The sequence below is a fragment of the Pseudomonas sp. S2_E01 genome (genome assembly GCF_054668365.1).
The window spans coordinates 333,777-359,754 of sequence record NZ_CP162762.1 but is presented as its reverse complement, the minus strand read 5'-3'; the positions used below and the strand labels follow the sequence as shown (position 1 = coordinate 359,754).

At 61.4% G+C, this 25,978-nt stretch carries 22 protein-coding genes and 1 pseudogene; 11 read left to right on the top strand and 12 right to left on the bottom strand.

The features are described from left to right. The first annotated feature begins 144 nt into the window (after positions 1–144). The 5 genes from norR (at position 145) to AB4O36_RS01735 (ending at position 4,698) form a co-directional block, all read left to right on the top strand. Positions 145–1,695, top strand: coding sequence for a nitric oxide reductase transcriptional regulator NorR (gene norR, locus AB4O36_RS01755; RefSeq protein ID WP_460140942.1), 1,551 nt, complete (start codon positions 145–147; stop codon positions 1,693–1,695). 227 nt (positions 1,696–1,922) lie between these two features. Beyond that, positions 1,923–2,825, top strand: a complete 903-nt coding sequence (locus AB4O36_RS01750; protein ID WP_460121115.1) for a chemotaxis protein CheW — start codon at positions 1,923–1,925, stop codon at positions 2,823–2,825. Positions 2,826–2,850: 25 nt separating this feature from the next. Further along, positions 2,851–3,309: a GNAT family N-acetyltransferase gene (locus AB4O36_RS01745; protein ID WP_460142101.1), complete on the top strand. Its 459-nt coding sequence runs from the start codon at positions 2,851–2,853 to the stop codon at positions 3,307–3,309. Between the two features lie 229 nt (positions 3,310–3,538). After that, the gene (locus AB4O36_RS01740) at positions 3,539–3,865 is read left to right on the top strand and encodes a hypothetical protein (RefSeq protein ID WP_460121109.1); all 327 of its coding nucleotides are present in this window, start codon (positions 3,539–3,541) and stop codon (positions 3,863–3,865) included. An 83-nt stretch (positions 3,866–3,948) separates the two neighbouring features. Then, positions 3,949–4,698 carry a YkgJ family cysteine cluster protein gene (locus tag AB4O36_RS01735; RefSeq protein WP_460140941.1) on the top strand — a complete coding sequence of 250 codons (750 nt, stop codon included), beginning with the start codon at positions 3,949–3,951 and terminating at the stop codon, positions 4,696–4,698. On the opposite strand, the gene AB4O36_RS01730 is transcribed toward AB4O36_RS01735, so the two are convergent. The 3 genes and pseudogenes from AB4O36_RS01730 to AB4O36_RS01720 all read right to left on the bottom strand — a co-directional run bounded on the left by AB4O36_RS01730 (position 4,695) and on the right by AB4O36_RS01720 (position 6,626). After that, the gene (locus AB4O36_RS01730) at positions 4,695–5,750 is read right to left on the bottom strand and encodes a methyl-accepting chemotaxis protein (protein ID WP_460126560.1); all 1,056 of its coding nucleotides are present in this window, start codon (positions 5,748–5,750) and stop codon (positions 4,695–4,697) included. The two genes, AB4O36_RS01735 and AB4O36_RS01730, sit on opposite strands and share 4 nt — an antisense overlap. A 246-nt stretch (positions 5,751–5,996) precedes the next feature. After that, positions 5,997–6,278, bottom strand: a pseudogene (locus tag AB4O36_RS01725) (PAS domain-containing protein); the annotation flags it as partial. 120 nt (positions 6,279–6,398) lie between these two features. Further along, entirely contained in the window at positions 6,399–6,626 is a 228-nt protein-coding gene (locus AB4O36_RS01720; protein ID WP_460121104.1) for a hypothetical protein, read from the bottom strand. A gap of 162 nt (positions 6,627–6,788) precedes the next feature. On the opposite strand from AB4O36_RS01720, the gene AB4O36_RS01715 reads away from it, so the two are divergent. From AB4O36_RS01715 to AB4O36_RS01690, 6 genes are all read left to right on the top strand, one after another. Next, on the top strand, positions 6,789–7,949 hold the full coding sequence (locus tag AB4O36_RS01715; protein ID WP_460140940.1) for an efflux RND transporter periplasmic adaptor subunit: 1,161 nt from the start codon (positions 6,789–6,791) through the stop codon (positions 7,947–7,949). Next, a complete protein-coding gene (locus tag AB4O36_RS01710; RefSeq protein ID WP_460140939.1) occupies positions 7,946–11,047 on the top strand; it encodes a multidrug efflux RND transporter permease subunit in 3,102 nt (1,033 codons plus the stop codon). Before AB4O36_RS01715 ends, AB4O36_RS01710 begins: the two co-directional genes overlap by 4 nt. Before the next feature lie 9 nt (positions 11,048–11,056). Further along, the gene (locus tag AB4O36_RS01705; RefSeq protein ID WP_460121096.1) at positions 11,057–11,740 is read left to right on the top strand and encodes a heavy metal response regulator transcription factor; all 684 of its coding nucleotides are present in this window, start codon (positions 11,057–11,059) and stop codon (positions 11,738–11,740) included. Beyond that, positions 11,724–13,094: a heavy metal sensor histidine kinase gene (locus tag AB4O36_RS01700; RefSeq protein ID WP_460121093.1), complete on the top strand. Its 1,371-nt coding sequence runs from the start codon at positions 11,724–11,726 to the stop codon at positions 13,092–13,094. Before AB4O36_RS01705 ends, AB4O36_RS01700 begins: the two co-directional genes overlap by 17 nt. 130 nt (positions 13,095–13,224) lie before the next feature. Next, complete coding sequence (locus AB4O36_RS01695; protein ID WP_460142100.1) at positions 13,225–13,449, top strand: hypothetical protein; 225 nt, start codon at positions 13,225–13,227, stop codon at positions 13,447–13,449. Between the two features lie 277 nt (positions 13,450–13,726). Then, positions 13,727–15,211 (top strand): GGDEF domain-containing protein, encoded by a 1,485-nt coding sequence (locus AB4O36_RS01690; RefSeq protein ID WP_460140938.1) that lies wholly within the window; start codon positions 13,727–13,729, stop codon positions 15,209–15,211. Between the two features lie 215 nt (positions 15,212–15,426). On the opposite strand, the gene lpxC is transcribed toward AB4O36_RS01690, so the two are convergent. From lpxC to murD, 9 genes are all read right to left on the bottom strand, one after another. Then, positions 15,427–16,338: a UDP-3-O-acyl-N-acetylglucosamine deacetylase gene (gene lpxC, locus AB4O36_RS01685; RefSeq protein WP_460121089.1), complete on the bottom strand. Its 912-nt coding sequence runs from the start codon at positions 16,336–16,338 to the stop codon at positions 15,427–15,429. Positions 16,339–16,450: 112 nt separating this feature from the next. Continuing rightward, positions 16,451–17,644: a cell division protein FtsZ gene (gene ftsZ / locus AB4O36_RS01680; RefSeq protein ID WP_460121087.1), complete on the bottom strand. Its 1,194-nt coding sequence runs from the start codon at positions 17,642–17,644 to the stop codon at positions 16,451–16,453. 145 nt (positions 17,645–17,789) lie between these two features. Continuing rightward, a complete protein-coding gene (gene ftsA / locus AB4O36_RS01675) occupies positions 17,790–19,049 on the bottom strand; it encodes a cell division protein FtsA (RefSeq protein WP_460121085.1) in 1,260 nt (419 codons plus the stop codon). A gap of 14 nt (positions 19,050–19,063) precedes the next feature. Next, on the bottom strand, positions 19,064–19,933 hold the full coding sequence (locus tag AB4O36_RS01670; RefSeq protein WP_460121083.1) for a cell division protein FtsQ/DivIB: 870 nt from the start codon (positions 19,931–19,933) through the stop codon (positions 19,064–19,066). A 4-nt stretch (positions 19,934–19,937) separates the two neighbouring features. Further along, entirely contained in the window at positions 19,938–20,906 is a 969-nt protein-coding gene (locus AB4O36_RS01665; protein ID WP_460140937.1) for a D-alanine--D-alanine ligase, read from the bottom strand. Then, positions 20,903–22,363, bottom strand: a complete 1,461-nt coding sequence (gene murC, locus AB4O36_RS01660; protein WP_460121080.1) for a UDP-N-acetylmuramate--L-alanine ligase — start codon at positions 22,361–22,363, stop codon at positions 20,903–20,905. Before murC ends, AB4O36_RS01665 begins: the two co-directional genes overlap by 4 nt. Then, complete coding sequence (gene murG, locus AB4O36_RS01655) at positions 22,356–23,426, bottom strand: undecaprenyldiphospho-muramoylpentapeptide beta-N-acetylglucosaminyltransferase (protein ID WP_460140936.1); 1,071 nt, start codon at positions 23,424–23,426, stop codon at positions 22,356–22,358. The genes murC and murG overlap by 8 nt, the downstream gene beginning before the upstream one ends. Beyond that, the gene (gene ftsW / locus AB4O36_RS01650; RefSeq protein WP_460121076.1) at positions 23,416–24,633 is read right to left on the bottom strand and encodes a putative lipid II flippase FtsW; all 1,218 of its coding nucleotides are present in this window, start codon (positions 24,631–24,633) and stop codon (positions 23,416–23,418) included. Before ftsW ends, murG begins: the two co-directional genes overlap by 11 nt. Then, on the bottom strand, positions 24,630–25,976 hold the full coding sequence (gene murD, locus AB4O36_RS01645; RefSeq protein ID WP_460121074.1) for a UDP-N-acetylmuramoyl-L-alanine--D-glutamate ligase: 1,347 nt from the start codon (positions 25,974–25,976) through the stop codon (positions 24,630–24,632). The genes ftsW and murD overlap by 4 nt, the downstream gene beginning before the upstream one ends. Between the last annotated feature and the right edge of the window lie 2 nt (positions 25,977–25,978).

Genomic DNA, 25,978 nt, shown 5'->3' with positions numbered 1-25,978 from the left:
CGCCACTTGGGTTTCTAATGTGTTTGCCCTAGCTTTATCAGTTTCCGTGCCAGTTAATTATTCCTTATAAATCAATACGTTGATAACTTTATAGTCATATCGACAGCGCCTGGCTTATAGTCATCCGGACTACATGGAGTCACTATGACTGCAAAATCTCTGCTCACCACCTTGCTTCCGCTGGTCGCCGATCTGTCCCGCGAACTGCCCGAGGGCGAGCGTTATCGGCGCCTGCTCGAAGCCATGCGCGCGCTGCTTCCGTGCGATGCTGCCGCGTTGCTGCGCCTGGATGGCGAATGGCTGGTGCCGCTGGCGGTCGATGGTTTGAGCACCGACACCCTGGGGCGACGCTTCAAGGTCAGCGAACACCCACGCTTCGAAGCGCTGCTCAGCAGCCACGGGCCGACCCGCTTCGCCGCGAACAGTGAGTTGCCCGACCCCTACGACGGGTTGGTCGACGGCCTGGACGACCATCTGGAGGTCCACGACTGCATGGGCTGCCCGCTGTTTATCGATGAACGTCCATGGGGGCTGCTGACCCTCGATGCCCTGGACCCGCAAAGTCGCGAACCGGTCGAACTGGACGCCCTGGAGGCCTTCGCCAGCCTGGCTGCTGCCACGGTCAACGCCGCCGAACGTATCGAGCGCCTGGCTAATCGCGCCGAAGACGAGCATCAGCGCGCCGAGTTGTACCGCCAGGCCAGCGGTCAGCAGAATCGCGAACTGATCGGCCAAAGCAAGGCGCACAAACGGCTGGTGGAAGAAATCAATCTGGTCGGCGGTAGCGACCTGACCGTGTTGATCACCGGCGAGACCGGGGTCGGCAAGGAACTGGTGGCCCAGGCGATTCACGCCGCCTCGCCCCGCGCCGACAAGCCGATCATCAGCCTAAACTGCGCGGCGCTGCCGGACACCCTGGTGGAAAGCGAACTGTTCGGCCACGTGCGCGGCGCTTTCACCGGCGCCACCAGCGACCGACGCGGAAAGTTCGAACTGGCCAACGGAGGTACGCTTTTTCTCGACGAAGTCGGTGAGCTGTCGCTGACCGTCCAGGCCAAATTGCTGCGTGTGCTGCAAAGCGGCCAGTTGCAGCGCCTGGGCTCCGACAAGGAGCATCAGGTCGATGTACGCCTCATCGCCGCCACCAACCGTGACCTTGCCGAAGAAGTGCGCAGCGGCCGCTATCGCGCCGACTTCTACCATCGCCTGAGCGTCTACCCGCTGCTGGTGCCGGCGCTGCGCGATCGCGGTCGCGACGTGTTGCTGCTCAGCGGTTTCTTCCTAGAACAGAACCGTTCGCGCATGGGCCTCAACAGCCTGCGCCTGACCAGCGAAGCACAGGCCGCATTGCTGGCCTATGATTGGCCAGGCAACGTGCGGGAACTCGAGCACTTGATTGGTCGCAGTGCGCTCAAGGCCCTGGGCAACTGCCGGGAGCGACCGAAGATCCTCAGCCTGGGGGTGGAGAATCTGGACTTGCCCAGCGCCAGCGTCGAAGTGGCGGACGAGCCGGCCGCCGTCATTCCGGCCGCGGTGGTGACCGGTGATTTGCGCGAGGCGACTGAACGCTATCAGCGCCAGTTGATCAACGCCTGCCTGGAGCGCCACCACAACAACTGGGCGAGCGCGGCGCGAGAGTTGGGGCTGGACCGGGCAAACCTGGGCCGGATGGCGAAGCGGTTGGGGATCAAGTGAAACCGCTATCGTCGGAGCGCCGCCCGGAGCAAGCTCGCTCCTACAGGGTTCTGTGTTGCTCACAAATCCCCTGTAGGAGCGAGCTTGCTCCGGGCGGCGTTCCGACGATTGGGCCAGGCCATTCAGCCAATTTCCTAAAGCCTGCCCCCTTCAAGTCGATAACCCGGCATTGATAGCTGTCGGCGAACCTTGAAATCGCCCATCACCTTTTTCCACAGAAGGTTTTTATGTCCTCCATCAAAGCTCGCGCAGACTCACTTTCGCTTCTGCTGTTCACCTTGCGCAGCGGCAAGTTGATGGCGATCAACCTGCTCAAGGTCAGTGAGATCATTCCCTGCCCACCGCTGACCAAATTGCCGGAGTCGCACCCACATGTTCAGGGCATTGCCACCCTGCGCGGCGCGTCGCTGTCGGTGATCGACCTCAGTCGGGCAATTGGCGAGCGGCCGCTGGAAGACCCGAACGGCGGCTGCCTGATCGTCACCGACATCAGCCGCTCCAAACAGGGCCTGCACGTCCAGGCCGTGAGCAAGATCGTCCACTGCCTGACCACCGACATCCGTCCCCCGCCCTTCGGTTCCGGCGGTGTGCGTTCGTACATCACCGGCGTAACCTCGGTCGACGGCACGCTGGTGCAAGTCCTGGACATCGAAAAGGTCATCCATGGCATCGCCCCCGCACAGATCGAAGTAGCGCCGACCGAGCTGAGCATGGAAGACGCCGAACTGTTGGGCAATGCGCGCATTCTGGTGGTCGACGACAGCCAGGTGGCGCTGCAGCAATCGGTGCACACCCTGCGCAACCTCGGCCTGCAATGCCACACCGCGCGCAGCGCCAAGGAGGCCATCGACTGCCTGCTGGACTTGCAAGGCACGGCGCAGCAGATCAACCTGATCGTCTCTGACATTGAAATGTCGGAAATGGATGGTTACGCCCTCACCCGCACCCTGCGCGAGACCCCGGATTTTGCCCACCTTTACGTGCTGTTGCACACCTCGCTGGACAGCGCGATGAACAGCGAAAAAGCACGGCTGGCGGGCGCCAATGCGGTGCTGACCAAGTTCTCCTCGCCAGACCTGACCAAATGCCTGATCGAAGCGGCCAGGACGATCGCCGAACAAGGCCATTGATGTGACCGAGGCCTTTTGCTTGCTGATGCGGCGCAACCTTGCCGAGGTTGTGCCGGCGAGCAACTGGCCCTCTGGCATTGAAGTCCAGGTCTACCGCCCCGAACTCGCGCCCGCCGTGCATCGACTGATGCAACTGGGCTACCAGCACGGCGGCGGCCGCGTGCCGGCACTGGAGATCTGGCAGCAGCGGTTCGAGACCGATGCCGAATACGATCGCGATCTGTGCTTCGTTGCCCTTGAGGCCGATGCGATCGTTGGCGTCTGCCAGTGCTGGACCAGTGCCTACATCAAGAATCTGGTGGTGCACCCCGATGCCCAGGGCCGGGGATTGGGCCGTGCCCTGCTGTTGCATGCCTTCCAGGCATTCGCGCAACGTCGCGAAGGCTTTGTGGATTTGAAGGTGCTGGAAGACAACCGGCGGGCGCAGCGGTTGTATCAAGGTGTCGGGATGGTCGTGGTTCGGCGGGAATGGGTGCCGGACTGATAGCCCGCTCCTGCAAGAGGCATCGAAGATCAACTGTAGGAGCGGGCTTGCCCGCGATGCGGTGTGCCCGTCACCACGGCAGTGTCTGGCCGGTTGCTATCGCGAGCAAGCTCGCTCCTACTGGTCCAGAGTTAACGCAAAATCGTTGTAGGAGCGGGCTTGCCCGCGATGGGGTCGACTCCACAACATCAGGCATACTCAGTCCAAATTCCCAAAAGGATGCCTGCCCATGAAAGCCACCACCCTGACCCTCCTTTGCCTCACCGCCCTGGCCAGCCAGGCCCACGCCTCCAGCGATGAAGCCTGGGCCGCTTATGACAAAACAGTGCTCGCCAGTTGCACCAAGGCCAGCGGCCTGAAAAATGTGGCGCCGGTGGGCAATATCGCCCAGTTTGACGACCGAGTCGGTTACACCGCCGTACTGCTGCAAGGTCGCTACCCGCAAAAACACATGAAGAACCAGCAGGGTACCGAGTTGTGCCTGTACAGCAAGAAAGACAAAACCGCCTACGTCACCGAATGGGACTCCATCCGCGCGCCCGCCAAGTCAAAGTGAATGGCGCATAACTTGCTTCAGCACAGTTTTTTGCGGCGGCATTCTGTCGCTGCTTCAAGCCGATGATAGCGACTGATCTTTCGATGAACACGACGTTTTCCTGCGTAGGCTGCGGCAAATGCTGCACTGACCATCACGTGCCTCTCACCCTGTCCGAAGCCCGCATGTGGGCGGACGATGGCGGTCAGGTAATCGTGCTGGTGGAGGCTTTCCTGGCCAATGGCCTTGGCCTGCCGACGCAGCAACGCGAACATGCTCAGCGGCGTTCGGTGTTAGTCAGCAGCGGCTCGGCGCAGGCCCACGTGGCAATCACCTTCGCCGCTTACAATGCCGGCCGTTGCCGGAATCTTGACGACGATAACCTCTGCCGCATCTACGAACGCCGTCCGTTGGTGTGCCGTATCTATCCGATGGAAATCAATCCGCACATTTCCCTCAACCCAGCCATCAAGGAATGCCCGCCCGAATCGTGGGAAAAAGGCCCGGACCTGATCCTCGGCGGTGAGTTGGTCGACCGTGAACTGGCAGCGCTGATCCAGCGTTCGCGTCAGGCCGATCGCGAAGAAATTCGCACCAAGGATGCGATTTGCGCCTCGCTGGGGATTCGCACGACGGCGCTCAAGGGTGACGGGTTCACGGCTTACCTGCCGGACATGACGGCGTTTGCCACAGTCGTCGACCGGATGACTGATCAATCGCCGGCGGGCTCGGGCAGTGCGTGGCAGTTCCACGTATCAGGCGACGATATCGCCAGCCAGCTCCGGGCGAGCGGTGCGCAGGTGACCACTGAAACCCCGCTCAATTACGCGTTCATTTCACTGCGCGCGGCTTAACGGCGCACTCGCCAGAATTCCTGTGCCAATCGCCGCAAGTCGCCCGCCAGCCCGGCAACATCCGCAGAATTCGCCTGGCTGCGCTGCCCTTCGCTGACCGTGACTTCGCAGGCGCGGCGGATGCTGCTGATGTTGCGGTTGATGTCTTCGCTGACGGTACTCTGCTCCTCCACCGCCGAGGCGATCTGCAGGTTCATCTCGCTGATCTGGTTGACCCGCCGACTGATACCGTCCAGCGCCTCGGCAGCACGTCGAGCCTGCTCGACGCTGCATTGCACTTGCTCACCACTGTGTTGCATCGCCAGCACCGCATCGCGCGTGCCGTTTTGCAACGTGTTGATCATGCGCTCGATCTCGTTGGTCGACTGCTGGGTGCGCTGGGCCAGGCCGCGGACTTCATCGGCAACCACCGCAAACCCGCGTCCGGCGTCTCCGGCGCGCGCCGCCTCGATGGCAGCATTGAGTGCCAGCAGATTGGTCTGCTCGGCGATGCTGCGAATCACCTCCAGCACCCCGGTGATCTCGCTGCTGTGCCCTTCCAGTTGATGAATGACCGCAGTGGCGTGCGTCAGCTCATCGGCCAGGCGCAACACAACCTGACGGCTTTCACTGACCAACTGATGGCCCTCGAACGTCTCGCTGCCCGCCATATCGGCGGCCACGGCGGCCTGCTGCGCATGACTGGCGACCTGGGCGACGCTGGAGGACATCTGGTTGATCGCCGCAGCCACGTGATCGGTTTCCGCCTGCTGGTCCAGTGTGCTGCTGTGACTGCCCTGCAAATGGTCCACCAGCTCCGCCGCATGCCCCGCCAAGCGCTGCGAGGCATCGCCGATGCGCCCCACCACCGCACCGATCTGAGCTTCGAGCATCTGCAAGGCGAACTCGATCTGCCCAAACTCATCCCTGCGACCGGTGTAAATGCCTTGGCTCAACGGGTTATCGACAATCTGCCGGGCGCGCTCGCTCAGGGCCATCAGCGGACGCAACATCCGCCAGGTGCCGGCGGCCACCAGCGTGCTGCCGCCGATCAGGGCCACTAAACCGTACATCAACGACGAAGGATTGAGCCAAACCTGCAACCCAATGACACTGGCCAGGATCGCGCTGAACAGCAATGTCAGCTTCAGGCCTGGCCCGATCACAGGCAGGCGTTGCATCAATGGCGTGCGCTCATTGCGAAGTTGCGTGTAGGCCTTTTCTGCAGCCTCGATCTGCTGTTCCGTCGGGCGGGTGCGCACCGATTGGTACTCCACCGCCTGCCCGTTTTGCGTCATCGGCGTGGCGAAGGCACTCACCCAATAGTGGTCGCCATTCTGGCAGCGATTTTTCACCATCCCCATCCACGAGCGGCCACTCTTGAGGGTCTGCCACATGTGGGCGAACGCGGCCTGGGGCATGTCCGGATGACGCAGCAGGTTGTGCTTGGCGCCGAGCAATTGCTCGCGACTGTAACCGCAGATCTTGATGAAATCGTCGTTGGCGTAGGTGATTGCGCTCGTCAGATCGGTGGTCGAAAGGATGTTCGCATCAGCCGCAACATCGACTTGACGGCCCGTCACCGGGAGGTTGATCTTCATGGAAAGCGCGCTCGCTGGTGGGTAAGAGTCGGCGAAGTTGCTGACTCTAAGCGCACTGATTACACAAACCTTGATCTGGCTCAGGATATGAGCACATAGCCACTAGCGCGACAAAAGAACTCAGCGCTTGCCCATCGAACGACGCGTGCCGGGAGGCGCGGCACCTGGAACCTTGGTGTGACCGTTCTTGGCGCCGTTCTTGTACCACGGCTGATTGGAGGTTTTCGCAGCGGCCAGTTCGCCCGGCTTGAACGGGAACTTGAATGGCGCAATCGCAGGCGTGGTTTCGCTGTCTGCCAGTTCGTCGCCAGGGGCGTCGGCAACCGGTGGTTGAGTCGGGGAAGTCATGAGTGCTCCGGGTGGTGCAATAAAGTCGGCAGTATACCCAAACTGACAGCGCCGTCAGTTAGCAGTCACCTTCCTGACCGGCGAACGGGTTTATAAAGGTATTGATCCTGCGAACGATATCTTTATCTGAACCCGTCCCACCCCACCCGGCGCCCCACTTGCATGCAAATTTCGAAAAAAACCGCCTTGATTGCAGGCCTGTTGATTGTCCTGGCCGCGCTGGGCACCTGGTATCTGACCAAACCTGCCAAGACCCGACTCGCCGCCTCCAGCGCGATCCCGGTGCGAGTGGTAAATGTTGCCGAAAAGGATGTGCCGCGCTACGTCAGCGGCATCGGCTCGGTCCTGTCTCTGCACAGCGTGGTGGTTCGTCCGCAAATCGACGGCATTCTGACCAAAATCCTGGTCAAGGAAGGCCAACTGGTCAGCAAGGGCGATTTACTCGCCAGCATCGATGACCGCTCGATCCGCGCCAGCCTCGACCAGGCCCGCGCGCAACTCGGCGAAAGCCAGGCGCAACTGCAAGTGGCGCTGGTCAATCTCAAACGCTACAAACTGCTGAGCGTCGACGACGGCGTGTCCAAGCAGACTTACGACCAGCAACAAGCGCTGGTCAACCAACTCAAGGCCACCGCCCAGGGCAACCAGGCTTCGATTGATGCGGCTCAGGTACAACTTTCCTACACGCAGATTCGCTCGCCAGTCAGCGGCCGCGTTGGGATTCGCACGGTGGACGAAGGCAACTTCCTGCGTATGAGCGACACCCAAGGTCTGTTCACCGTGACCCAAATCGACCCGATCGCCGTGGAGTTCTCCCTGCCGCAACAGATGCTGCCCACCTTGCAAGGTCTGATCAACGATCCGCAACACGCCCGGGTCAAGGCCTACATCGGCGCCGACACCGACGGCGAGACCGGAAACCTGCTGGGTGAAGGCCACTTGACCCTGATCGACAATCAAATCAACGCCAACACCGGGACCATCCGCGCCAAGGCCGAATTCGACAACGCCGCACAGAAGCTCTGGCCGGGCCTGCTGGTGACCGTAAAAATTCAGACAGCGCTCGACAAGGATGCGCTCGTTGTGCCGCCCACTGTCGTACAACGCGGCCTGGATCAGCCCTTCGTCTACCGCGTCCAGGGCGACAAGGTCGAAACCGTGCCGGTGCAGATCGTGTATCAGGGCAGCGGCCAGAACATCATCAAGGGCGTAAAGCCGGGTGACGTGCTGGTCAGCGACGGGCAATCACGGCTCAAACCCGGATCGACCGTGCAGGTGCTCACCGAACCTGCACAAGTGGTGCAATCGCAGGCCGCCCAATGAAAGGCCAGGGCGGAGTGTCCGCCTGGTGCATCGATCACCCGGTGGCGACGGTCCTGCTGACCTTCGCCCTGGTGCTGCTGGGCGCCATCGCCTTCCCGCGCCTGCCGGTAGCCCCGTTGCCCGAAGCAGAATTCCCGACCATCCAGGTGGCCGCACAATTGCCCGGCGCCAGCCCTGAGACCATGGCGTCGTCGGTCGCCACGCCGCTTGAGGTGCAGTTCAGCGCCATCCCCGGCGTGACGCAGATGACGTCGAGCAGCGCCCTGGGCTCGACCAACCTGACGTTGCAATTCACCCTCGACAAGAGCATCGACACCGCCGCCCAGGAAGTGCAGGCGGCGATCAACACCGCCGCCGGCAAACTGCCAAAGGACATGCCCAACCTGCCGACCTGGCGCAAGGTCAACCCGGCCGACAGCCCGGTGTTGATCCTCAGCGTCAACTCATCGCTGATGCCCGGCCCCGAACTCAGCGACCTGACGGAAACGCTGTTGTCCCGCCAGATCAGCCAGATCGACGGTGTAGGCCAGGTCGCCATCACCGGTCAGCAACGTCCGGCGATTCGTGTACAGGTCTCGGCGGACAAACTGGCGGCCATTGGACTGACCCTGGCGGATATTCGCCTGGCGATCCAGCAGACCAGCCTCAACCTGGCCAAGGGTGCGCTGTACGGAGAGTCGAGCATTTCCACCCTGTCCACCAACGATCAACTGTTCCACCCCGAGGACTACAGCCAGTTGATCGTTTCCTACAAGGACGGTGCACCGGTTCACCTTCGGGACGTGGCCAAAGTCGTTAACGGTTCGGAAGATGCCTACGTCCAGGCCTGGGCGGGCACGCAACCGGGGGTCAACCTGGTGATCTTCCGCCAGCCGGGAGCCAACATCGTCGAGACGGTGGACCGCATCCAGGCCGCCCTGCCGGAATTGGAAGCGATGCTGCCGGCCTCGGTACAGGTCAAGACGCTCATCGACCGCACACAGACCATCCGCGCCTCGCTGCATGAAGTGGAAATCACCCTGCTGATCGCGATCCTGCTGGTGGTGGCGGTGATGGCCCTGTTCCTGCGCCAACTGTCGGCAACGCTGATCGTCTCGGCCGTGCTCGGTGTGTCGTTGATCGCCAGTTTCGCCCTGATGTACGTCATGGGCTTCAGCCTCAACAACCTGACGCTGGTGGCCATCGTGGTCGCCGTGGGGTTCGTGGTGGACGATGCGATCGTGGTGGTGGAGAACATTCACCGGCATCTGGAGGCCGGGGACGGCATGCGCGAGGCCGCCATCAAGGGTGCAGGGGAGATCGGCTTCACCGTGGTCTCGATCAGTTTCTCGCTGGTGGCGGCGTTCATTCCGCTGCTGTTCATGGGCGGCGTGGTCGGGCGCCTGTTCAAGGAATTCGCCCTGACCGCCACCTCCACCATTCTCATTTCGGTCGTCGTGTCACTGACCCTGGCGCCGACCCTCGCGGCGCTGTTCATGCGCGCCCCGGTGCATCATGCCGATGGTAAAAAGGGCTTCGGCGAGCGCCTGCTCGACCTGTACGAAAAAGGCCTGCGTCGCGCCCTCGCCCATCAGAAACTGATGATCGGCATCTTCGGCCTCTCGGTTGCACTGGCCGTCGGCGGCTATGTGTTCATTCCCAAGGGCTTCTTCCCGGTGCAGGACACTGGATTCGTTCTCGGCACCACCGAAGCGGCTGCGGATATATCCTACGGCGACATGGTGAAAAAACATCTGGCCATGGCCGAAATCGTCGCGGCTGACCCGGCGGTCGAAACCTTCTCGCATTCGGTCGGCGTCTCGGGCAGCAACCAGACCATCGCCAATGGCCGTTTCTGGATCACCCTGAAAAAACGCAGCGACCGCGATGTGTCCGCCAGTGAGTTCATTGACCGCATTCGCCCGCAGCTGATGAAAGTCCCGGGCATCGTCCTGTACCTGCGCGCCGGCCAGGACATCAACCTCAGTTCCGGCCCGAGTCGCGCCCAGTATCAATACGTACTCAAGAGCAACGACGGCGCGGTTCTAAGCACCTGGACCCAGCGCCTCACGGATAAACTGCGCAGCATCCCCGCCTTTCGCGATGTGTCCAACGACTTGCAATTGGGCGGCAGCATCACCCACATCAGCATCGATCGCAGCGCGGCTGCGCGCTTCGGCCTGACCGCCAGCGATGTGGACGAAGCGCTGTACGACGCCTTCGGTCAACGCCAGATCAATGAGTTCCAGACCCAGGTCAACCAGTACAACGTGATCCTGGAACTGGACACCCGACAACGCGGCAAGGCCGAAAGCCTGAATTACTTCTACCTGCGCTCCCCCTTGAGCGGTGAGATGGTGCCGCTGTCGGCCCTCGCCCGCTTCGATCCACCCACGGTGGGCCCGCTGTCGATTGCCCATGACGGGATGTTCCCGGCCGCCAACCTGTCATTCAACCTCGCCCCTGGCGTGGCACTGGGCGATGCGGTGATCCTGCTCAACCAGGCCAAGGCCGACATCGGCATGCCGGTGGCGATCAGCGGCAATTTCCAGGGCGCCGCCCAGGCGTTCCAGAGTTCGCTGGCCAGCCAACCCTGGCTGATCCTTGCGGCACTGGTGGCGGTGTACATCATTCTCGGCGTGCTCTATGAAAGTTTCGTGCACCCGCTGACCATCATCTCGACCTTGCCGGCGGCGGGCCTGGGGGCGGTGATCATGTTGTGGCTCTGCGGCCAGGACTTTTCGATCATGGCCCTGATCGGCCTGGTGCTGCTGATCGGTATCGTCAAGAAAAACGGCATCCTGATGATCGATTTCGCCCTCGAAGCCCAGCGCAAGGGTGGCCTGCCCCCTGAAGAGGCGATCTTCCAGGCCTGCATCACACGGTTCCGGCCGATCATCATGACCACCCTCGCCGCCCTGCTCGGTGCCCTGCCGCTGATGCTCGGCTACGGCACCGGTGCCGAGTTGCGCCAACCGTTGGGGATTGCCGTGGTGGGTGGTTTGCTGGTCAGCCAGGTGCTGACGCTGTTTACCACGCCGGTCATATACTTGTGGCTTGAGCGGATCTTTCATAGACCCAAACCCGTGCCGACGCCGGCACTGGCCACCACAGACTGAGGCGGGGTCATGCGTGTCCTGATTATCGAAGACGAAGAAAAAACCGCGGACTATCTACACCGCGGCTTGACGGAACAGGGCTACACCGTGGACCTGGCGCGCGATGGTGTGGAAGGCCTGCACCTGGCACTGGAAAGCGACTACGCCGTGATCGTCCTCGACGTGATGTTGCCGGGCCTCGATGGCTTTGGCGTGCTGCGCGCGTTGCGTGCGCGCAAGCAAACCCCGGTGATCATGCTCACCGCCCGCGAACGGGTGGAAGATCGCATCAAGGGCCTGCGCGACGGCGCCGACGACTACCTGGGCAAACCGTTTTCCTTCCTCGAACTGGTGGCGCGCCTGCAAGCACTGACCCGGCGCAGCGGTGGCCATGAACCGGTCCAGGTGAGCATTGCCGACCTGTGGATCGACCTCATCAGCCGCAAGGCGACCCGCGCCGGCACGCGCCTGGACCTGACTGCCAAGGAGTTCTCACTGCTCAGTGTGCTGGCCCGTCGCCAGGGTGAAATCCTCTCCAAAACGGCGATTGCCGAAATGGTCTGGGACATCAATTTCGACAGCGACGCCAACGTCGTCGAAGTGGCGATCAAACGCCTGCGCGCCAAGATCGACGGGCCGTTCGACGAAAAACTGCTACACACCATTCGGGGCATGGGTTATGTGCTGGAGAGCCGTGATGATCGCCCCTCGTAACTCCATCGCCCTGCGCCTGAGCGGCATGTTCACGCTGGTCGCGCTATTGGTGTTCCTGCTGATCGGCGGCGCGTTGTATCAGCAGGTCGACAAAGGCCTGGGCCTGCTGCCCGAAGCCGAGCTCGATGCGCGTTACAGCGTGCTCGAGTCAGCCATCGGTCGCTACGGCACGCCGGAACATTGGGTGAAGATCAACAACAAGCTCAAGTTGCTGAGCGAAGAAGACAAGCGCATCAGTTTTTGGGTCGTCAGTGGCGATCCGCACTACGAATATGGCAACCCGACGTCACAAATCCGGACCTTGGCCGAAGGGCCGTTGGGCATGCGCGACCTGCAATTGCCCGACCAGCCCTACCCGCTGAAAGTGCTGGTCAGCCAGTTCCCGGCCAAGGACCAGCGTCCGCCGCTTCGTTTCATGATCGCGGTCGATACCGAGACGTTTTCCCAGACCCAGCACCATCTGCTGGTAGCCCTGATCAGCCTGGCCATTATCGGTGTGCTGCTGGCGTCCGTGCTGGGTTACTGGGTCGCGCGGATCGGCCTCAAGCCTTTGATCGAATTGTCCCATGAAGCCCGACGCCTGGCACCGCCGCTACGCTCCGGGCGCTTGCGCCTGTCGTCGCTGCCGCCAGAGCTTGATCAGTTCGTCAGCTCCTTCAACGCCACCCTGGAGCGGGTCGAGCAGGCGTACTCGCGGCTTGAGTCGTTCAACGCCGATGTCGCCCACGAACTGCGCTCGCCGTTGACCAACCTGATTGGCCAAACCCAGGTGGCGCTGACCCGTGGCCGCTCGGCGGAACATTATTTCGAGGTACTGCAATCCAACCTCGAAGAGCTGGAGCGCCTGCGCTCGATCATCAACGACATGTTGTTCCTCGCCAGCGCCGATCAGGGCAGCAAGGCGACCAAATTGACCAGCACGTCGCTGGCGGACGAAGTGGCGACCACCCTGGAGTATCTGGATTTCATCCTTGAAGATGCACAGGTCCAGGTACAGGTTCGGGGGGATGCGCAGGTTCGGATCGAAATTGCACACCTTCGTCGGGCGCTGATCAACCTGCTGAGCAACGCGGTGCAACACACCGATCCCGGCCAGGTGATCGAGGTGCGCATCGACGTCGAAGAGCATCAAGTCAGCATTGGTGTGGCAAACCCTGGCTCGCCGATTGCCAGCGAACACTTGCCACGGCTGTTCGAGCGTTTTTACCGGGTCGATGCGTCCCGCAGTAACAGCGGCAACAACCACGGCCTGGGCCTGGCGATCGTCAAGGCGATTGCGCTGATGCACGGTGGTGATGTGTTTGTACGCAGCGATCACGGCATGAACACGTTCGGTATTCACCTCCCCGTCTGACCCCTTGTCATTGCGCGACTGTTGCTTATGGAGCAACAGTCCTTTCATGAATCCGCTCTTTTTCCCCGCCTCGATGCCCCTTATCTTTGCCCGCACCAAACAGCACTTGCCAAGCAAGAAGGTTTTAAAGATGTCCAACAGTATGGGTATTGCCAGCGCGTTCGTTTTGTCTTCCCTGTTCGTCTCTCCGTTCGCCATGGCTGAAGAGTCGCAGACCTTCGCCGCGCACAATGCCGCACGCACAGCGGCGTTCGAACAACACCAGAGCGAAATGACAGCCAAAGCAGCGGGCGCTACGCACACCCCTCAAGCATCGAGCGTCCAGGCCCAGCCACAGGTTGAGAAAGACAGCTGATCGCGACGTTTCCCTCGACACTTTTCCTCGGCTCTTCCCTGGGAAAAGTTGTCTTCAAAGCCGCTGCCTGTCAGCGGCTTTTTTGTGTTTGTTACACAAGGCGTAACGGTAACCCAAGCCACTGTAGGAGCGAGCACGCTCGCGATGGTCGTCAACGAAAACGCTGGCAGCTTGACACTCCGCGGTGGCCTTGTGTCCATCGCGAGCATGCTCGCTCCTACAGGTCATGCGGTTAGGGCTACGCTTAATCTGTCACTCCAGCAGACAAGCCAGCCCAATGACCACCAGTCGTACTCACATTCCATCACGCAGTACCGGACGCCCCGAGATCTTGGCAATACTAGGCAGTTCACTGACCGTCATCGCCATCATCGCCATCGTCACTTTTCTGCTGATCCGCGAACGCGCCGGTGCCCAGCAAGCAGCCACACGCAGCGCAACCACCATTGCCCAACTGATCGATGCCGACGTACTGCGCACCGTCGAACTCTATGACCTGAGCCTGCAAGGCCTGATTGCCGCCTCGCAAAGGGATGACCTGAAACAGGTGTCTGCGCAGATCCGTCATCTGGCGCTGTTCGACCGGTCCACCAGCGCTCGCTTCAAGGGTGTCATCCTGTTGCTGGCCCCCAACGGCGAGGTGCTGGCAGATTCGTCACGGATCGATCCCAAACCGGGTAACTTTTCCGATCGCGATTACTTCCTGGCGCATGCCGCCAGCCCTGACAGGGAAATGTTCATCAGCCGGCCGAGCGAGGACGATGACAGCTGGCGGATCCATTTCAGCCGGCGTATTTCCTCGACCACAGGGGAATTTCTCGGCGTCGCCGTCGCGTCGATGCGGCTGAGCTATTTCGATCAACTGTTCAAAAGTCTGGACATCGGCGAAGGCGGCATCCTGTCGATCATCAGCGACGACGGTATCCTGCTCGCACAAAAGCCCCATCTCGAGAATGATCCGATCGGCAGAAGTTTCGCCGACCGCCCCAACGTCCAGCGCATCCTGCGCGAGCGCAACGGCAGCTTCGATAGCGTGTCGAGCATCGACGGCCGGCAACGTCTGTACACCTTTTCCAGGGTCGGCAACCTGCCGTTGACCGTGATCGTTGCGCTCTCCGGCAACGATGTGTTCGCCGCCTGGCGACGCACCGCCCTGGTGATCAGCGGCGCCACGGGGGTGTTGTGCATTGGCCTGCTGTGGCTGACCGTCCTACTGTGCCGAGAGCTGCGCCTGCGCCACATGGCGGAGCAGGAACTGGCGCAGTTGGCTGCCACCGACGCGCTGACCGGCGTTGCCAACCGTAGGATGTTGGACCAGACGCTACGCCATGAGTGGTTTCGTGCACAGCGCTCAGGCAAGCCTCTGTCCTTATTGATGATCGATGCCGATCATTTCAAGGCGTTCAATGATCAACATGGCCATCAGGCCGGTGATGACGCGTTGCGCGCGCTGGCCAAGGTGATCGGTGACAATGTGCGACGACCGGCCGATTTGGTGGCGCGCTATGGTGGAGAAGAGTTTTCCGTGGTGCTGGCGGAAACGGACGGTGCGGGCGCGAAATTGATTGCCGAACACATTCGGCTGGCCGTGGAACAGCTGCCATTCGTGGCGGGGGTCGAGTCGCCGATTACGGTCAGTATCGGCATCAGCACCTGGACCACCGCCACCCATTACAGCCTGGAGCAACTGCTCATCGCGGCGGACAGAGCGTTGTATCAGGCCAAGGATGGAGGGCGGAATCGGGTGGTCAGTGCAACCTGAATACACGCCCCCTCCCTGTAGGAGCGAGCATGTCGAGGCGTCGAACCGTCGCGATGGTCGTTAACGATAAAGCTGGTGGCCTGACACCCCTCGGAGCCTGACCCTCCATCGCGAGCATGCTCGCTCCTACAGAGGATCGGGCCCATCCACAAAATCGCAGGCATAAAAAAAGGCCACCCGAAGGCAGCCTTTAAAAAACTAGAGAGGTTTTTTACTTACACAGCCGCAACAGGACGCATGTAAGAGATTGGTGCGGTGCTGGCGTCTTCAAAGGTCACGACTTCCCAGGCATCTGTCTGCTCAATCAACTTGCGCAGCAGCTGGTTGTTCAGTGCGTGGCCGGACTTGAAGCCCTTGAACTCACCAATCAGGCTATTGCCCAGCAGGTAGAGGTCACCAATTGCATCGAGAATCTTGTGCTTAACGAATTCGTCTTCATAACGAAGGCCGTCTTCGTTCAGTACACCATCGGAATCGACCACGATCGCGTTTTCAACGCTGCCGCCGAGTGCGAGGTTGTGCTTGCGCAGGTACTCGATGTCACTCATGAAACCAAAGGTACGGGCGCGGCTGACTTCTTTTACGAACGAAGTGCTGGAAAAATCCACGCTTGCACTCTGGGTGCGGTCACGGAAAACCGGATGATCGAAATCGATCTCGAAACTCACCTTGAAACCTTCGAAAGGGACGAAAGTGGCGCGCTTGTCGCCGTCTTCCACTGTCACTTCCCGCAAGATACGGATGAATTTCTTGGCAGCATCCTGTTCTTCCAGGCCTGCCGATTGAATCAGAAATACGAAGGGTCCAGCGCTGCCATCCATGATCGGGACTTCGGACGCGGAGAGCTCGACGTAGGCGTTATCGATGCCCAGGCCAGCCATGGCCGAAAGCAAGTGCTCAACCGTATCCACTTTCACGTCACCGTTGACCAGCGTCGTCGACATGGTTGTCTCGCCGACGTTGGCGGCACGAGCCGGGATCTCGACCACAGGATCGAGGTCGGCACGGCGAAAGACGATGCCGGTGTCAATCGGTGCAGGCTTGAGGGTCAGGTAGACCTTCTCGCCGGAGTGCAGACCAACACCTGTGGCACGGATAATATTTTTCAGTGTGCGTTGTTTAATCATGGCTTGGGCCGCTTCAGCGCAAATTGCGAACTGGTATCAACAAAGGCTGGCGATAATAGCAGACCATGCCTTTGCTGAACACCAATCACCTTCATAGCCCTGATACATTCCATCAATCGGCCTGACGACGCAGGAAAGCCGGGATGTCCAGGTAGTCCAGATCATCTTGCGGATTCATCTTCGCAGCAGTCGCAGCACCGGCCTGGGCCTGGTTGCGCATGACGGTCGGACGGTCCAGGTCACGGTAATTCACCGCTGGCGCTTCCTGACGAGCGGGCGCCGCAGTTTGCGGTTGTGCTGCCATGGAGGTGTGAACGGTGTTGTCGATGACCTTCACAGGCTTCTCGATTTTTGCACCCAGACCGGTGGCAACCACGGTTACGTGGAGTTCGTCGCGCATGTCCGGATCGATAACGGTACCGACCTTGACCATCGCATGCTCGGAAGCGAAGGCTTCGATGATGCTACCCACGTCGGAGTATTCACCCAGGGACAGGTCTGGACCTGCGGTGATATTCACCAGGATGCCGCGTGCACCTTGCAGGTTCACGTCTTCGAGCAACGGGTTGCGGATGGCCGCTTCGGTAGCTTCGCGTGCACGGTTCGGACCGCTGGCGCAGCCAGTGCCCATCATCGCCATGCCCATTTCGCTCATCACGGTACGTACGTCGGCAAAGTCGACGTTGATCATGCCCGGACGCTTGATGATGTCGGAGATACCGCGAACAGCACCGGCCAGTACATCGTCAGCCTTGGCGAAAGCCGACAGCAGGCTGGCGTCCTTACCGAGGATAGTCAGCAGCTTCTCGTTGGGAATGGTGATCAACGAGTCGACGCTTTCGGACAGCAGACGAATGCCTTCGTCGGCCAGTTGCATGCGCTTGCGGCCTTCGAACGGGAACGGACGGGTCACCACCGCAACGGTGAGGATACCCATTTCCTTGGCGACTTCGGCAATGATCGGCGCAGCACCCGTACCGGTACCACCGCCCATGCCAGTGGTGATGAACACCATGTTGGTGCCCTGCAGGACTTCGGCGATGCGCTCACGATCTTCGAGAGCGGCCTGACGGCCCACTTCAGGGTTGGCACCGGCGCCCAGACCCTTGGTCACGCCAGTACCCAGTTGCAGGATGGTCCGCGCGCTGATGCTTTTCAGCGCCTGGGCATCAGTGTTGGCGCAGATGAACTCAACGCCTTCAATGTTGCTCTTGACCATGTGATTGACGGCGTTGCCGCCGCCTCCGCCAACACCGATGACCTTGATGACCGGGCTTGCGGGGACGTTGTCTACGAGTTCGAACATTTTCCCTCTCCTTTACGTTCTCTAGTTTTTTTCGCCTACTGCGTTACTGCGTTACTGCGTTACTGCGTTACTGCGTTACTGCGTTACTGCGTGTTGCTGCTTGCTCTGTCTTGCAGCTTCAAGCTTGAAGCTTGCTGCTGCTTCTTTAAAAGTTGCCTTGTACCCAGCTCTTGATGCGATCGAGCAGGGCACCTTTGGGTTCTTCATTGCTGTAGCTGTCACGGCTGCCGATGCCCGAGAACGAAACCCCGTCGGACTGCTTTTGCAGGCCGTACATCAACAAACCAACGCCTGTGGAATAGATCGGGTTGCGCACCACGTCATCCAGGCCTTTCACGCCGTGGGGCACGCCCAGGCGTACCGGCATGTGGAAGATCTCTTCGGCCAGCTCGGTGGCGCCTTCCATTTTCGACGTACCACCGGTCAGCACGATGCCGGCCGGGATCAGGTCTTCGTACCCGCTGCGTCGCAGCTCGGCCTGGATCAGCGTGAACAGCTCGTCGTAACGAGGCTCGACCACTTCGGCCAGGGCCTGGCGGGACAACTCACGCGGTGGACGGTCGCCTACGCTTGGCACCTTGATGGTCTCACCGGCACCGGCCAGCTTGGCCAGCGCGCAGGCATAGCGGATCTTGATTTCTTCGGCGTACTGGGTCGGTGTGCGCAACGCCATTGCGATGTCGTTGGTCACCTGATCGCCAGCAATCGGGATCACGGCGGTGTGACGGATCGCGCCTTCGGTGAAGATCGCGATGTCAGTGGTGCCGCCACCGATGTCCACCAGGCAGACGCCCAGCTCTTTTTCGTCGTCGGTCAGTACCGAATACGCGGACGCCAGTTGCTCAAGGATGATGTCGTCGATTTCCAGGCCACAGCGGCGCACGCACTTCTCGATGTTCTGCGCGGCGTTGACGGCGCAGGTGACCACGTGGACCTTGGCCTCCAGGCGTACGCCGGACATGCCCAGCGGCTCGCGCACGCCTTCCTGGTTATCGATCACATAATCCTGCGGCAGGGTGTGCAGCACGCGCTGATCCGCCGGGATCGCCACGGCCTGGGCGGCGTCAAGCACGCGCTCCAGGTCGGCGGTGCTGACCTCACGATCGCGAATGGCGACGATGCCATGGGAGTTGAGGCTGCGGATGTGATTGCCCGCCACGCCGACGAACGCCGAGTGAATTCGGCAACCGGCCATCAGCTGCGCTTCTTCAATCGCGCGCTGGATCGACTGCACGGTGGATTCGATGTTCACCACCACGCCCTTCTTCAGGCCGCGGGACGGATGAGTGCCGATCCCGACGATATCCAGCGTGCCGTCGTCCCCGACCTCACCGACCAGCGCCACCACCTTGGAGGTGCCGATATCGAGACCGACGATCATTTTGCCGCTTTGCACGTTTGCCATGGGTCCTGCCTCTCTTAATTCTTCGCGACAGCGGGTTGGGCTGTCGTGGGCGCTACCGGTTCCCGCCAGCCAACAGCCAGGCCGTTGGCGTAACGCAGATCGATACTCGCAATGTTCGTAATCTGTTCTTTAAGCGTCTTGTCATAGATGGCAATGAAACGGCGCATCTTCTCTACCTGGTTGCCGCGGCCCAGCAGCAGCTCGATCCCCGGGCCCGAACTGCCGGCACCGGTGGTCAGGAACCAACTACCCCGTTCACGCAACTCCAGGCGCGCAATCGAGAAGCCCAGCGGCCGGAGCATCTGGCTCAGCACCTGGTATTGCTGCATCACTTGCTGCTGGGCCCGTTGTGGGCCGAACAACTGTGGCAGGTGTTCGTAGTTCGCCAGCTCACGCGGGGTGAACGCCTGGCCCTGGTTGTTCAACAGGGACTCATCGCCCCACCGGGCAACCGGCAGTTGTTCTTCCAGGCGGATCACGACCTGATCCGGCCACACCCGACGCACTTCGGCGTGGGCAATCCATGGCATCTGCTCAAGCTCGGTGCGCATGCTCGCCAGGTCGATGGTGAAGAAGCTCGACGCCACGTAGGGGGCGATCCGCTGCTGCACCGCTTGCTGGCTGATGTAGCTGAGGTCGCCCTGTACCGCGACCTTGGTGATCGGCCGGTCCGCATACGGCAGCAACCTTTGCGCGCCCTCGTAGGTGCCGAACCCCAGCCCGACCAGCAATACCGGCCAGGCCAAGGCTTTGAGAAAGCCAAAATTGGCTTTGGGCAGGCGTGCGGACATCGGCTCCTTGGCCACCATTCGGCTTGCACCCCGTGGCACCGGCTTGCGGCCGGGTGCGGGTGGGGGCTGATGTCGCAGCTGAGCGCCTCGCATGGACTTACCCTCGCGGCTCTTCGTTGTCGGCAATGCTTGCCGCCAGGATTGCCAGCACCAGTTGCTGGAAATCCAGGCCGGCGGCACGTGCCGCCATCGGCACCAGGCTGTGATCGGTCATGCCCGGTGCGGTGTTGACTTCAAGGAACCAGAATTGACCGTCAGCATCCTGCATCACGTCTGCCCTGCCCCAACCGGCGATACCCAACGCCTCACACGCCTTGGCCGTGAGGTCCATCAGTTCCTGTTCCTTGGTGCTGTCCAGCCCGCATGGAATGCGGTACTGGGTATCGTTGGCGATGTACTTGGCGTCGTAGTCGTAGAAACTGTGTGTCGTGCCCAGGGCGATCGGAGGCAACACCTGGTCACGCAGCGTGGCGATGGTGAACTCGGGACCTTGAATCCATTGCTCGACCAACACTTGCGAATCGTAGGTACTGGCCGCTTTCCAGGCGTCGATCAAGGCGTCGCAGGAAGTCACTTTGGCCATACCGATACTTGAACCTTCATGGGCCGGTTTGACGATCAAAGGAAAGCCCAGTTCCGTCGCTGCCGAAATACAATCGGCCTCGCAAGTCAACACGGCGTGACGCGGCGTCGGGATGCCGAGGCTGTGCCAGACCTGCTTGGTCCGCAGCTTGTCCATGGCCAACGCCGACGCGAGGATGCCGCTGCCGGTGTACGGAATGCCCAGGCACTCCAACAGCCCCTGCATGCTGCCGTCCTCACCGCCACGACCGTGGAGAATGATGAAGGCCCGGTCGATTTTCTCGCTCAGCAGCCGCTGCAACAGATCGTCTCCGACGTCGAGGCCGAATGCGTCAACGCCAGCGTCTTGCAGCGCCTGGAGGACCGCGTTGCCCGATTTCAGGGACACCTCACGTTCGGCACTCTTGCCGCCGAACAGCACGGCGACGCGACCGAAGTCCTTCGGCGCGACAGTGGAGACGAGGTTCGCGTATGCAGCAGTCATTTCAATTTCCCCACGGCCGGTGCCGCCACGGCGCCGGTGAACAACGGACTTTTCAACAGATTCGGAGCGAGGCCGCCCACATCACCAGCGCCCTGGCACAGCAGGATGTCGCCGGCACGCAGCAGCGGCTTGACCACGGGCGCGAGGTCGACACCGCGCTCGATGTAGATCGGGTCGAGCTGGCCGCGCTGACGGATGCTGTTGCACAGCTTGCGGCTGTCAGCGCCCGGGATCGGCTCTTCGCCTGCCGGGTACACTTCCATCAGCAACAGGACGTTGGCGTCGGCCAGCACCTGGACGAAATCGTCGTACAGGTCACGGGTCCGGCTGTAGCGGTGCGGCTGATAAACCATCACCAACCGGCGCTCCGGCCAGCCACCGCGTACGGCCTTGATCACGGCGGCGACCTCGGTCGGGTGGTGACCGTAATCGTCGACCAGCATCACGTTGCCGCCTTCGACCGGCAGTTCGCCGTAGACCTGGAAGCGTCGACCCACGCCCTGGAACCCGGACAGCCCCTGGACAATGGCTTCGTCACTGACGCCTTCGTCGGTGGCGATGCAGATGGTCGCCAGTGCGTTGAGCACGTTGTGATTGCCCGGCATGTTCACCGAGACGTCCAGTGGCTCACGGTCAGGACGCAGTACGGTAAAGAACGTCTGCATACCCTGCTGGCGTACATTGATCGCACGCACGTCGCAGTCGTCGCCGAAGCCATAGGTCACGGTCGGACGTTTGACCTGAGGCAGGATTTCACGCACGACTGGATCATCGAGACACACCACGGCCAGGCCGTAGAACGGCAGGTTGTGGAGGAACTCGACAAAGGTTTTCTTCAGTTTGTTGAAGTCACCGTCGTAGGTCGCCATGTGGTCGGCGTCAATATTGGTCACCACGGCCACCAGCGGTTGCAGGTGCAGGAAGCTGGCGTCACTTTCATCGGCTTCCGCGATCAGGTAACGACTGGTACCGAGTTGTGCATTGGTGCCCGCGGCGTTCAGGCGGCCACCGATGACGAAGGTCGGGTCCAGGCCACCGGCGGCAAACACCGAGGCAATCAGGCTGGTGGTGGTGGTTTTGCCGTGGGTACCGGCAACGGCAATGCCGTGGCGATAGCGCATCAGCTCGGCCAGCATTTCGGCGCGCGGCACCACGGGAATGCGACGCTCCAGCGCGGTGGCAACTTCCGGGTTGGAGGTGTTCACCGCGCTCGACACCACCAGCACGTCAGCGGCAGCGGCGTTTTCGGCGCGGTGACCAATGAAAATCTGCGCACCAAAGGTTTCCAGGCGCTCAGTCACCGGCGACGCTTTGAGGTCGGAGCCGGACACTTCATAACCCAGGTTCAGCAACACTTCGGCGATGCCGCACATGCCCACGCCGCCGATACCCACGAAGTGGATGTGACGGATGCGGCGCATTTCCGGTTGTGGCATGGCTTTCTGATTCTCAACCATGGGCCACCTCCAGGCAGGTATCGACCACGTTACGGGTGGCATCGGGTTTGGCCAGGCGACGGGCAGCGGCCGCCATGTCAGTGAGTCGTTGTGGTTGCATCAAAACCTCTGTCAGGCGAGCGGCAAGATCCGCTGCACCAGTCGTTCTTTGCGGCATCAGGAAGGCAGCACCTTCGCGGGCCAAATAATCGGCGTTGCGGGTCTGGTGGTCGTCGATCGCGTGGGGCAAAGGCACCAGCATCGAGGGCAGACCGGCGGCGGCCAGTTCACTGATGGTCAATGCGCCTGCACGGCACACCACCAGGTCAGCCCAGCCATAGGCTTGGGCCATGTCTTTGATGAAAGGCTGCACTTGCGCCTCGACGCCAGCGGCGCCATAGCGCTCTGCAGTCACTTCATCGTGTTTTTTGCCAGCCTGATGGAACACTTCCGGGCGCAGGTCGGGAGCGACTTGCGCCAGGGCTTCTGGCAGCAACTTGTTCAACGGTTCTGCGCCCAGGCTTCCGCCCAGGATCAGCAAACGCGCCTTGCGACCTGCCAGGGCAGGTCGCGGGGTGTCGAGGAACAGCTCGGAGCGCACTGGATTACCCGTGGTCCGTCGGCTGTCCGACAGGGTAAAGGTGTCGGGGAACGCTTCACAGACTCGGGCGGCCAACGGCACCAGCAACCGATTGGCGGTACCGGCCACAGCGTTCTGTTCGTGAACGATCACCGGCACACCGGCCAGTTTGGCCGCAACACCGCCAGGACCGGTCACATAACCGCCAAATCCGACGACACATGCCGGGCGCAACTGACGAATGATCGTGCGCGCCTGCCAGATCGACTTGAGCAACATGAACGGCGCCTTGAGCAGGGACAACTTGCCCTTGCCACGCAGGCCACTGGCGTTGATTCGATGCAACTCGATACCGGCCATCGGCACCAGGTCGTTTTCGATGCCGCGCGGCGTCCCCAGCCAATGCACCGTGTAGCCGCGCATCTGGAATTCGCGTGCACAGGCCAGCGCCGGGAACACGTGGCCACCGGTGCCGCCGGCCATGATCAGGACGTTAGCGCCCATGTCTTGGCTCCTCGGCAAAGTCGCTCTCATGGAACTCCATTTCCTCGCTGCCCAGGTGGGTCCGACTCTCCCACTCGATACGCAGCAGCAAACCCAGACAGGCGCAGCAGATCACCAACGAGCTGCCGCCGTAGCTGAGGAACGGCAAGGTCAGGCCCTTGGTTGGCAGCAGGCCGACGTTCACCCCGATATTGATCAGGAATTGACCAATCCAAAGGAAAGACAAGCCATAGGCGATATAGGCGGCGAAGAACTGCTTGGACTTCTCGGCCCAATAACCGATGTACATGCCGCGCACACAAACGAAAACGAATAGCGCCACGGTCAACAACGACCCCACGGCACCCAGTTCTTCGGCCAGAACCGAGAATACGAAGTCAGTGTGGGCTTCGGGCAGGTAGAACTGCTTCTGCACGCTATTGCCCAAGCCAACGCCGAGCCATTCGCCACGACCAAACGCGATCAGCGCCTGGGACAACTGATAGCCGGCACCGAACTGGTCGGCCCATGGGTCAGCGAAGTTGGTCAGGCGCGCCATCCGATACGGCTGCACTTGAATCAACAACACCACCGCCGCGACGGCCAGGACCACCATCAGCGAGAAACGGAACAGTCCGACCCCACCGAGGAAGAGCATCGCCGCTGCGGCCCCCATCATGACGACGGTGGCGCCGAAGTCCGGCTCCATCAGCAGCAGGCCGGCCATCGGCAACAGCACGATGAACGGCTTGAAGAAACCCATCCAGCTCTCGCGCACTTCTTTCTGGCGACGCACCAGGTAACCGGCGAGATAGATCACCACGAAGACCTTGGCGATCTCGGACGGCTGGACGTTGAAGAAGCTGAAGCCGATCCAGCGCATCGAGCCGTTCACTTCGCGGCCGATCCCGGGGATGATCACCATCACCAGCAAGCCAAACGCACCAATGAGCATCATCCAGCCCAGGCGTTGCCAGGTGGCGATCGGGACCATCATCGTGACAATGCAGGCACCCAGACCCAGCGCCACGTAGATCAGGTGGCGAATCATGTAATACAGCGCGCTGCCCGATTGCACCGCCGCCACTTCGGTCGATGCCGAGGCAATCATCACCAGCCCCAGCCCCAGCAGCGCCAGGCAGCCGGCCAGCATCGGGAAGTCGAGGTCGATACCACGCCCGGTGATGATCGGCGACGGATACGGCTTGATGATGTTCAAAAGGCTCATGCCAGATCCTCCACTGCATGGACGAACTGGTGACCACGGTCTTCGTAGTTCTTGAACATGTCGAAACTGGCGCAGGCTGGCGACAGCAGCACCGCGTCACCGGCTTGCGCAACGGTGCGGCATTGCTCCACCGCTTCGACCAGCGACGCGACACGGATCAGTTGCACACCATCGCCAATGGCCGCGCCGATCTTGTCCGAGTCACGACCCATCAGGATCACGGCACGGCAGTTGGCAGCCACCGGATCGCGCAGGTCCTTGAATTCGGCACCCTTGCCATCGCCACCGGCGATCAGCACCAGCTTGCCGTCAATGTCGGCCCCCAGGCCTTCGATGGCGGCCAGTGCAGCGCCCACATTGGTGGCCTTGGAGTCGTTGTAGTAACTCACGCCGTCCAGGTCTCGGACCCATTGGCAGCGGTGCTCGAGGCCCGCGAAGGTGCGCAGGCTCGAGAGCATGGCATCGAACGGCAGGCCGACCGCATGCCCCAGCGCCAAGGCCGCGAGGGCGTTGGACTGGTTATGGGCACCGCGAATTTTCAACTCGCGCACCGGCATCAGGTTCTGGAATTCGAAGGCCAGATATTTCTCGCCGTTCTCTTCGCGGATACCAAAGGCCTTGAAATCGGGTTTACCCAGGCCGAAGGTCCAGCAAGGTTGACCTTCGCCCATCAACGGACGGGTCAGGGCGTCCTGGCGGTTGACCACAAACTGCCGGGCACCGCGGAAGATCCGGTGCTTGGCCAGGTGATAGGCCGGCAGGCCGCTGTAGCGGTCCATGTGGTCTTCGCTGATGTTGAGCACGGTCGCCACTTCGGCGTTGAGCTGGTCGGTGGTTTCCAATTGGAAACTCGACAGCTCCATGACGTACAGCTCGATGTCGTCATCCAGCAGGTCCAGCGCCGGCGTGCCCAGGTTGCCACCCACGGCGACGCGCTTGCCTGCGGCTGCAGCCATTTCGCCCACCAGGGTGGTCACGGTGCTTTTCGCGTTGGAACCGCTGATGGCCACGATCGGTGCCTTCGCGTGACGCGCGAACAGCTCGATGTCGCCGGACAACTTCACGCCACGGGCCGCGGCCGCCTGCAGGGCCGGGGTCGCCAATGCCAGGCCGGGGCTCACGTAGAGCTCATCGGCACGGCACAGGAATTCGACGTCCAGCTCGCCACAACGCACTTCCACGTGCGGATAGTCACGCTTGAGCGTGGCCAGTTCCGGCGGGTTTTCGCGCGTATCGGCCACGGCAAACGACGTGCCCCGGCTCGCCAGGAAGCGAACCAGGGACATGCCGCTCTTGCCGAGGCCGACAACGATGCGGAAGTGGTCAGAAGCGATCAGAGACACTC

What these genes read in the sequence shown, in the direction of transcription:
- ftsW (WP_460121076.1), bottom strand. Translation starts at nt 24,633, where the DNA reads ATGAGCCTTTTGAACATCATCAAGCCGTATCCGTCGCCGATCATCACC.
- lpxC (WP_460121089.1), bottom strand. Translation starts at nt 16,338, where the DNA reads ATGATTAAACAACGCACACTGAAAAATATTATCCGTGCCACAGGTGTT.
- AB4O36_RS01745 (WP_460142101.1), top strand. Translation starts at nt 2,851, where the DNA reads ATGCGGCGCAACCTTGCCGAGGTTGTGCCGGCGAGCAACTGGCCCTCT.
- AB4O36_RS01700 (WP_460121093.1), top strand. Translation starts at nt 11,724, where the DNA reads ATGATCGCCCCTCGTAACTCCATCGCCCTGCGCCTGAGCGGCATGTTC.
- AB4O36_RS01735 (WP_460140941.1), top strand. Translation starts at nt 3,949, where the DNA reads ATGAACACGACGTTTTCCTGCGTAGGCTGCGGCAAATGCTGCACTGAC.
- ftsZ (WP_460121087.1), bottom strand. Translation starts at nt 17,644, where the DNA reads ATGTTCGAACTCGTAGACAACGTCCCCGCAAGCCCGGTCATCAAGGTC.
- murC (WP_460121080.1), bottom strand. Translation starts at nt 22,363, where the DNA reads ATGGTTGAGAATCAGAAAGCCATGCCACAACCGGAAATGCGCCGCATC.
- AB4O36_RS01695 (WP_460142100.1), top strand. Translation starts at nt 13,225, where the DNA reads ATGTCCAACAGTATGGGTATTGCCAGCGCGTTCGTTTTGTCTTCCCTG.
- AB4O36_RS01665 (WP_460140937.1), bottom strand. Translation starts at nt 20,906, where the DNA reads ATGACTGCTGCATACGCGAACCTCGTCTCCACTGTCGCGCCGAAGGAC.
- AB4O36_RS01730 (WP_460126560.1), bottom strand. Translation starts at nt 5,750, where the DNA reads ATGTACGGTTTAGTGGCCCTGATCGGCGGCAGCACGCTGGTGGCCGCC.
- AB4O36_RS01690 (WP_460140938.1), top strand. Translation starts at nt 13,727, where the DNA reads ATGACCACCAGTCGTACTCACATTCCATCACGCAGTACCGGACGCCCC.
- AB4O36_RS01715 (WP_460140940.1), top strand. Translation starts at nt 6,789, where the DNA reads ATGCAAATTTCGAAAAAAACCGCCTTGATTGCAGGCCTGTTGATTGTC.
- AB4O36_RS01750 (WP_460121115.1), top strand. Translation starts at nt 1,923, where the DNA reads ATGTCCTCCATCAAAGCTCGCGCAGACTCACTTTCGCTTCTGCTGTTC.
- AB4O36_RS01720 (WP_460121104.1), bottom strand. Translation starts at nt 6,626, where the DNA reads ATGACTTCCCCGACTCAACCACCGGTTGCCGACGCCCCTGGCGACGAA.
- AB4O36_RS01670 (WP_460121083.1), bottom strand. Translation starts at nt 19,933, where the DNA reads ATGCGAGGCGCTCAGCTGCGACATCAGCCCCCACCCGCACCCGGCCGC.
- murG (WP_460140936.1), bottom strand. Translation starts at nt 23,426, where the DNA reads ATGGGCGCTAACGTCCTGATCATGGCCGGCGGCACCGGTGGCCACGTG.
- AB4O36_RS01710 (WP_460140939.1), top strand. Translation starts at nt 7,946, where the DNA reads ATGAAAGGCCAGGGCGGAGTGTCCGCCTGGTGCATCGATCACCCGGTG.
- ftsA (WP_460121085.1), bottom strand. Translation starts at nt 19,049, where the DNA reads ATGGCAAACGTGCAAAGCGGCAAAATGATCGTCGGTCTCGATATCGGC.
- AB4O36_RS01705 (WP_460121096.1), top strand. Translation starts at nt 11,057, where the DNA reads ATGCGTGTCCTGATTATCGAAGACGAAGAAAAAACCGCGGACTATCTA.
- norR (WP_460140942.1), top strand. Translation starts at nt 145, where the DNA reads ATGACTGCAAAATCTCTGCTCACCACCTTGCTTCCGCTGGTCGCCGAT.
- AB4O36_RS01740 (WP_460121109.1), top strand. Translation starts at nt 3,539, where the DNA reads ATGAAAGCCACCACCCTGACCCTCCTTTGCCTCACCGCCCTGGCCAGC.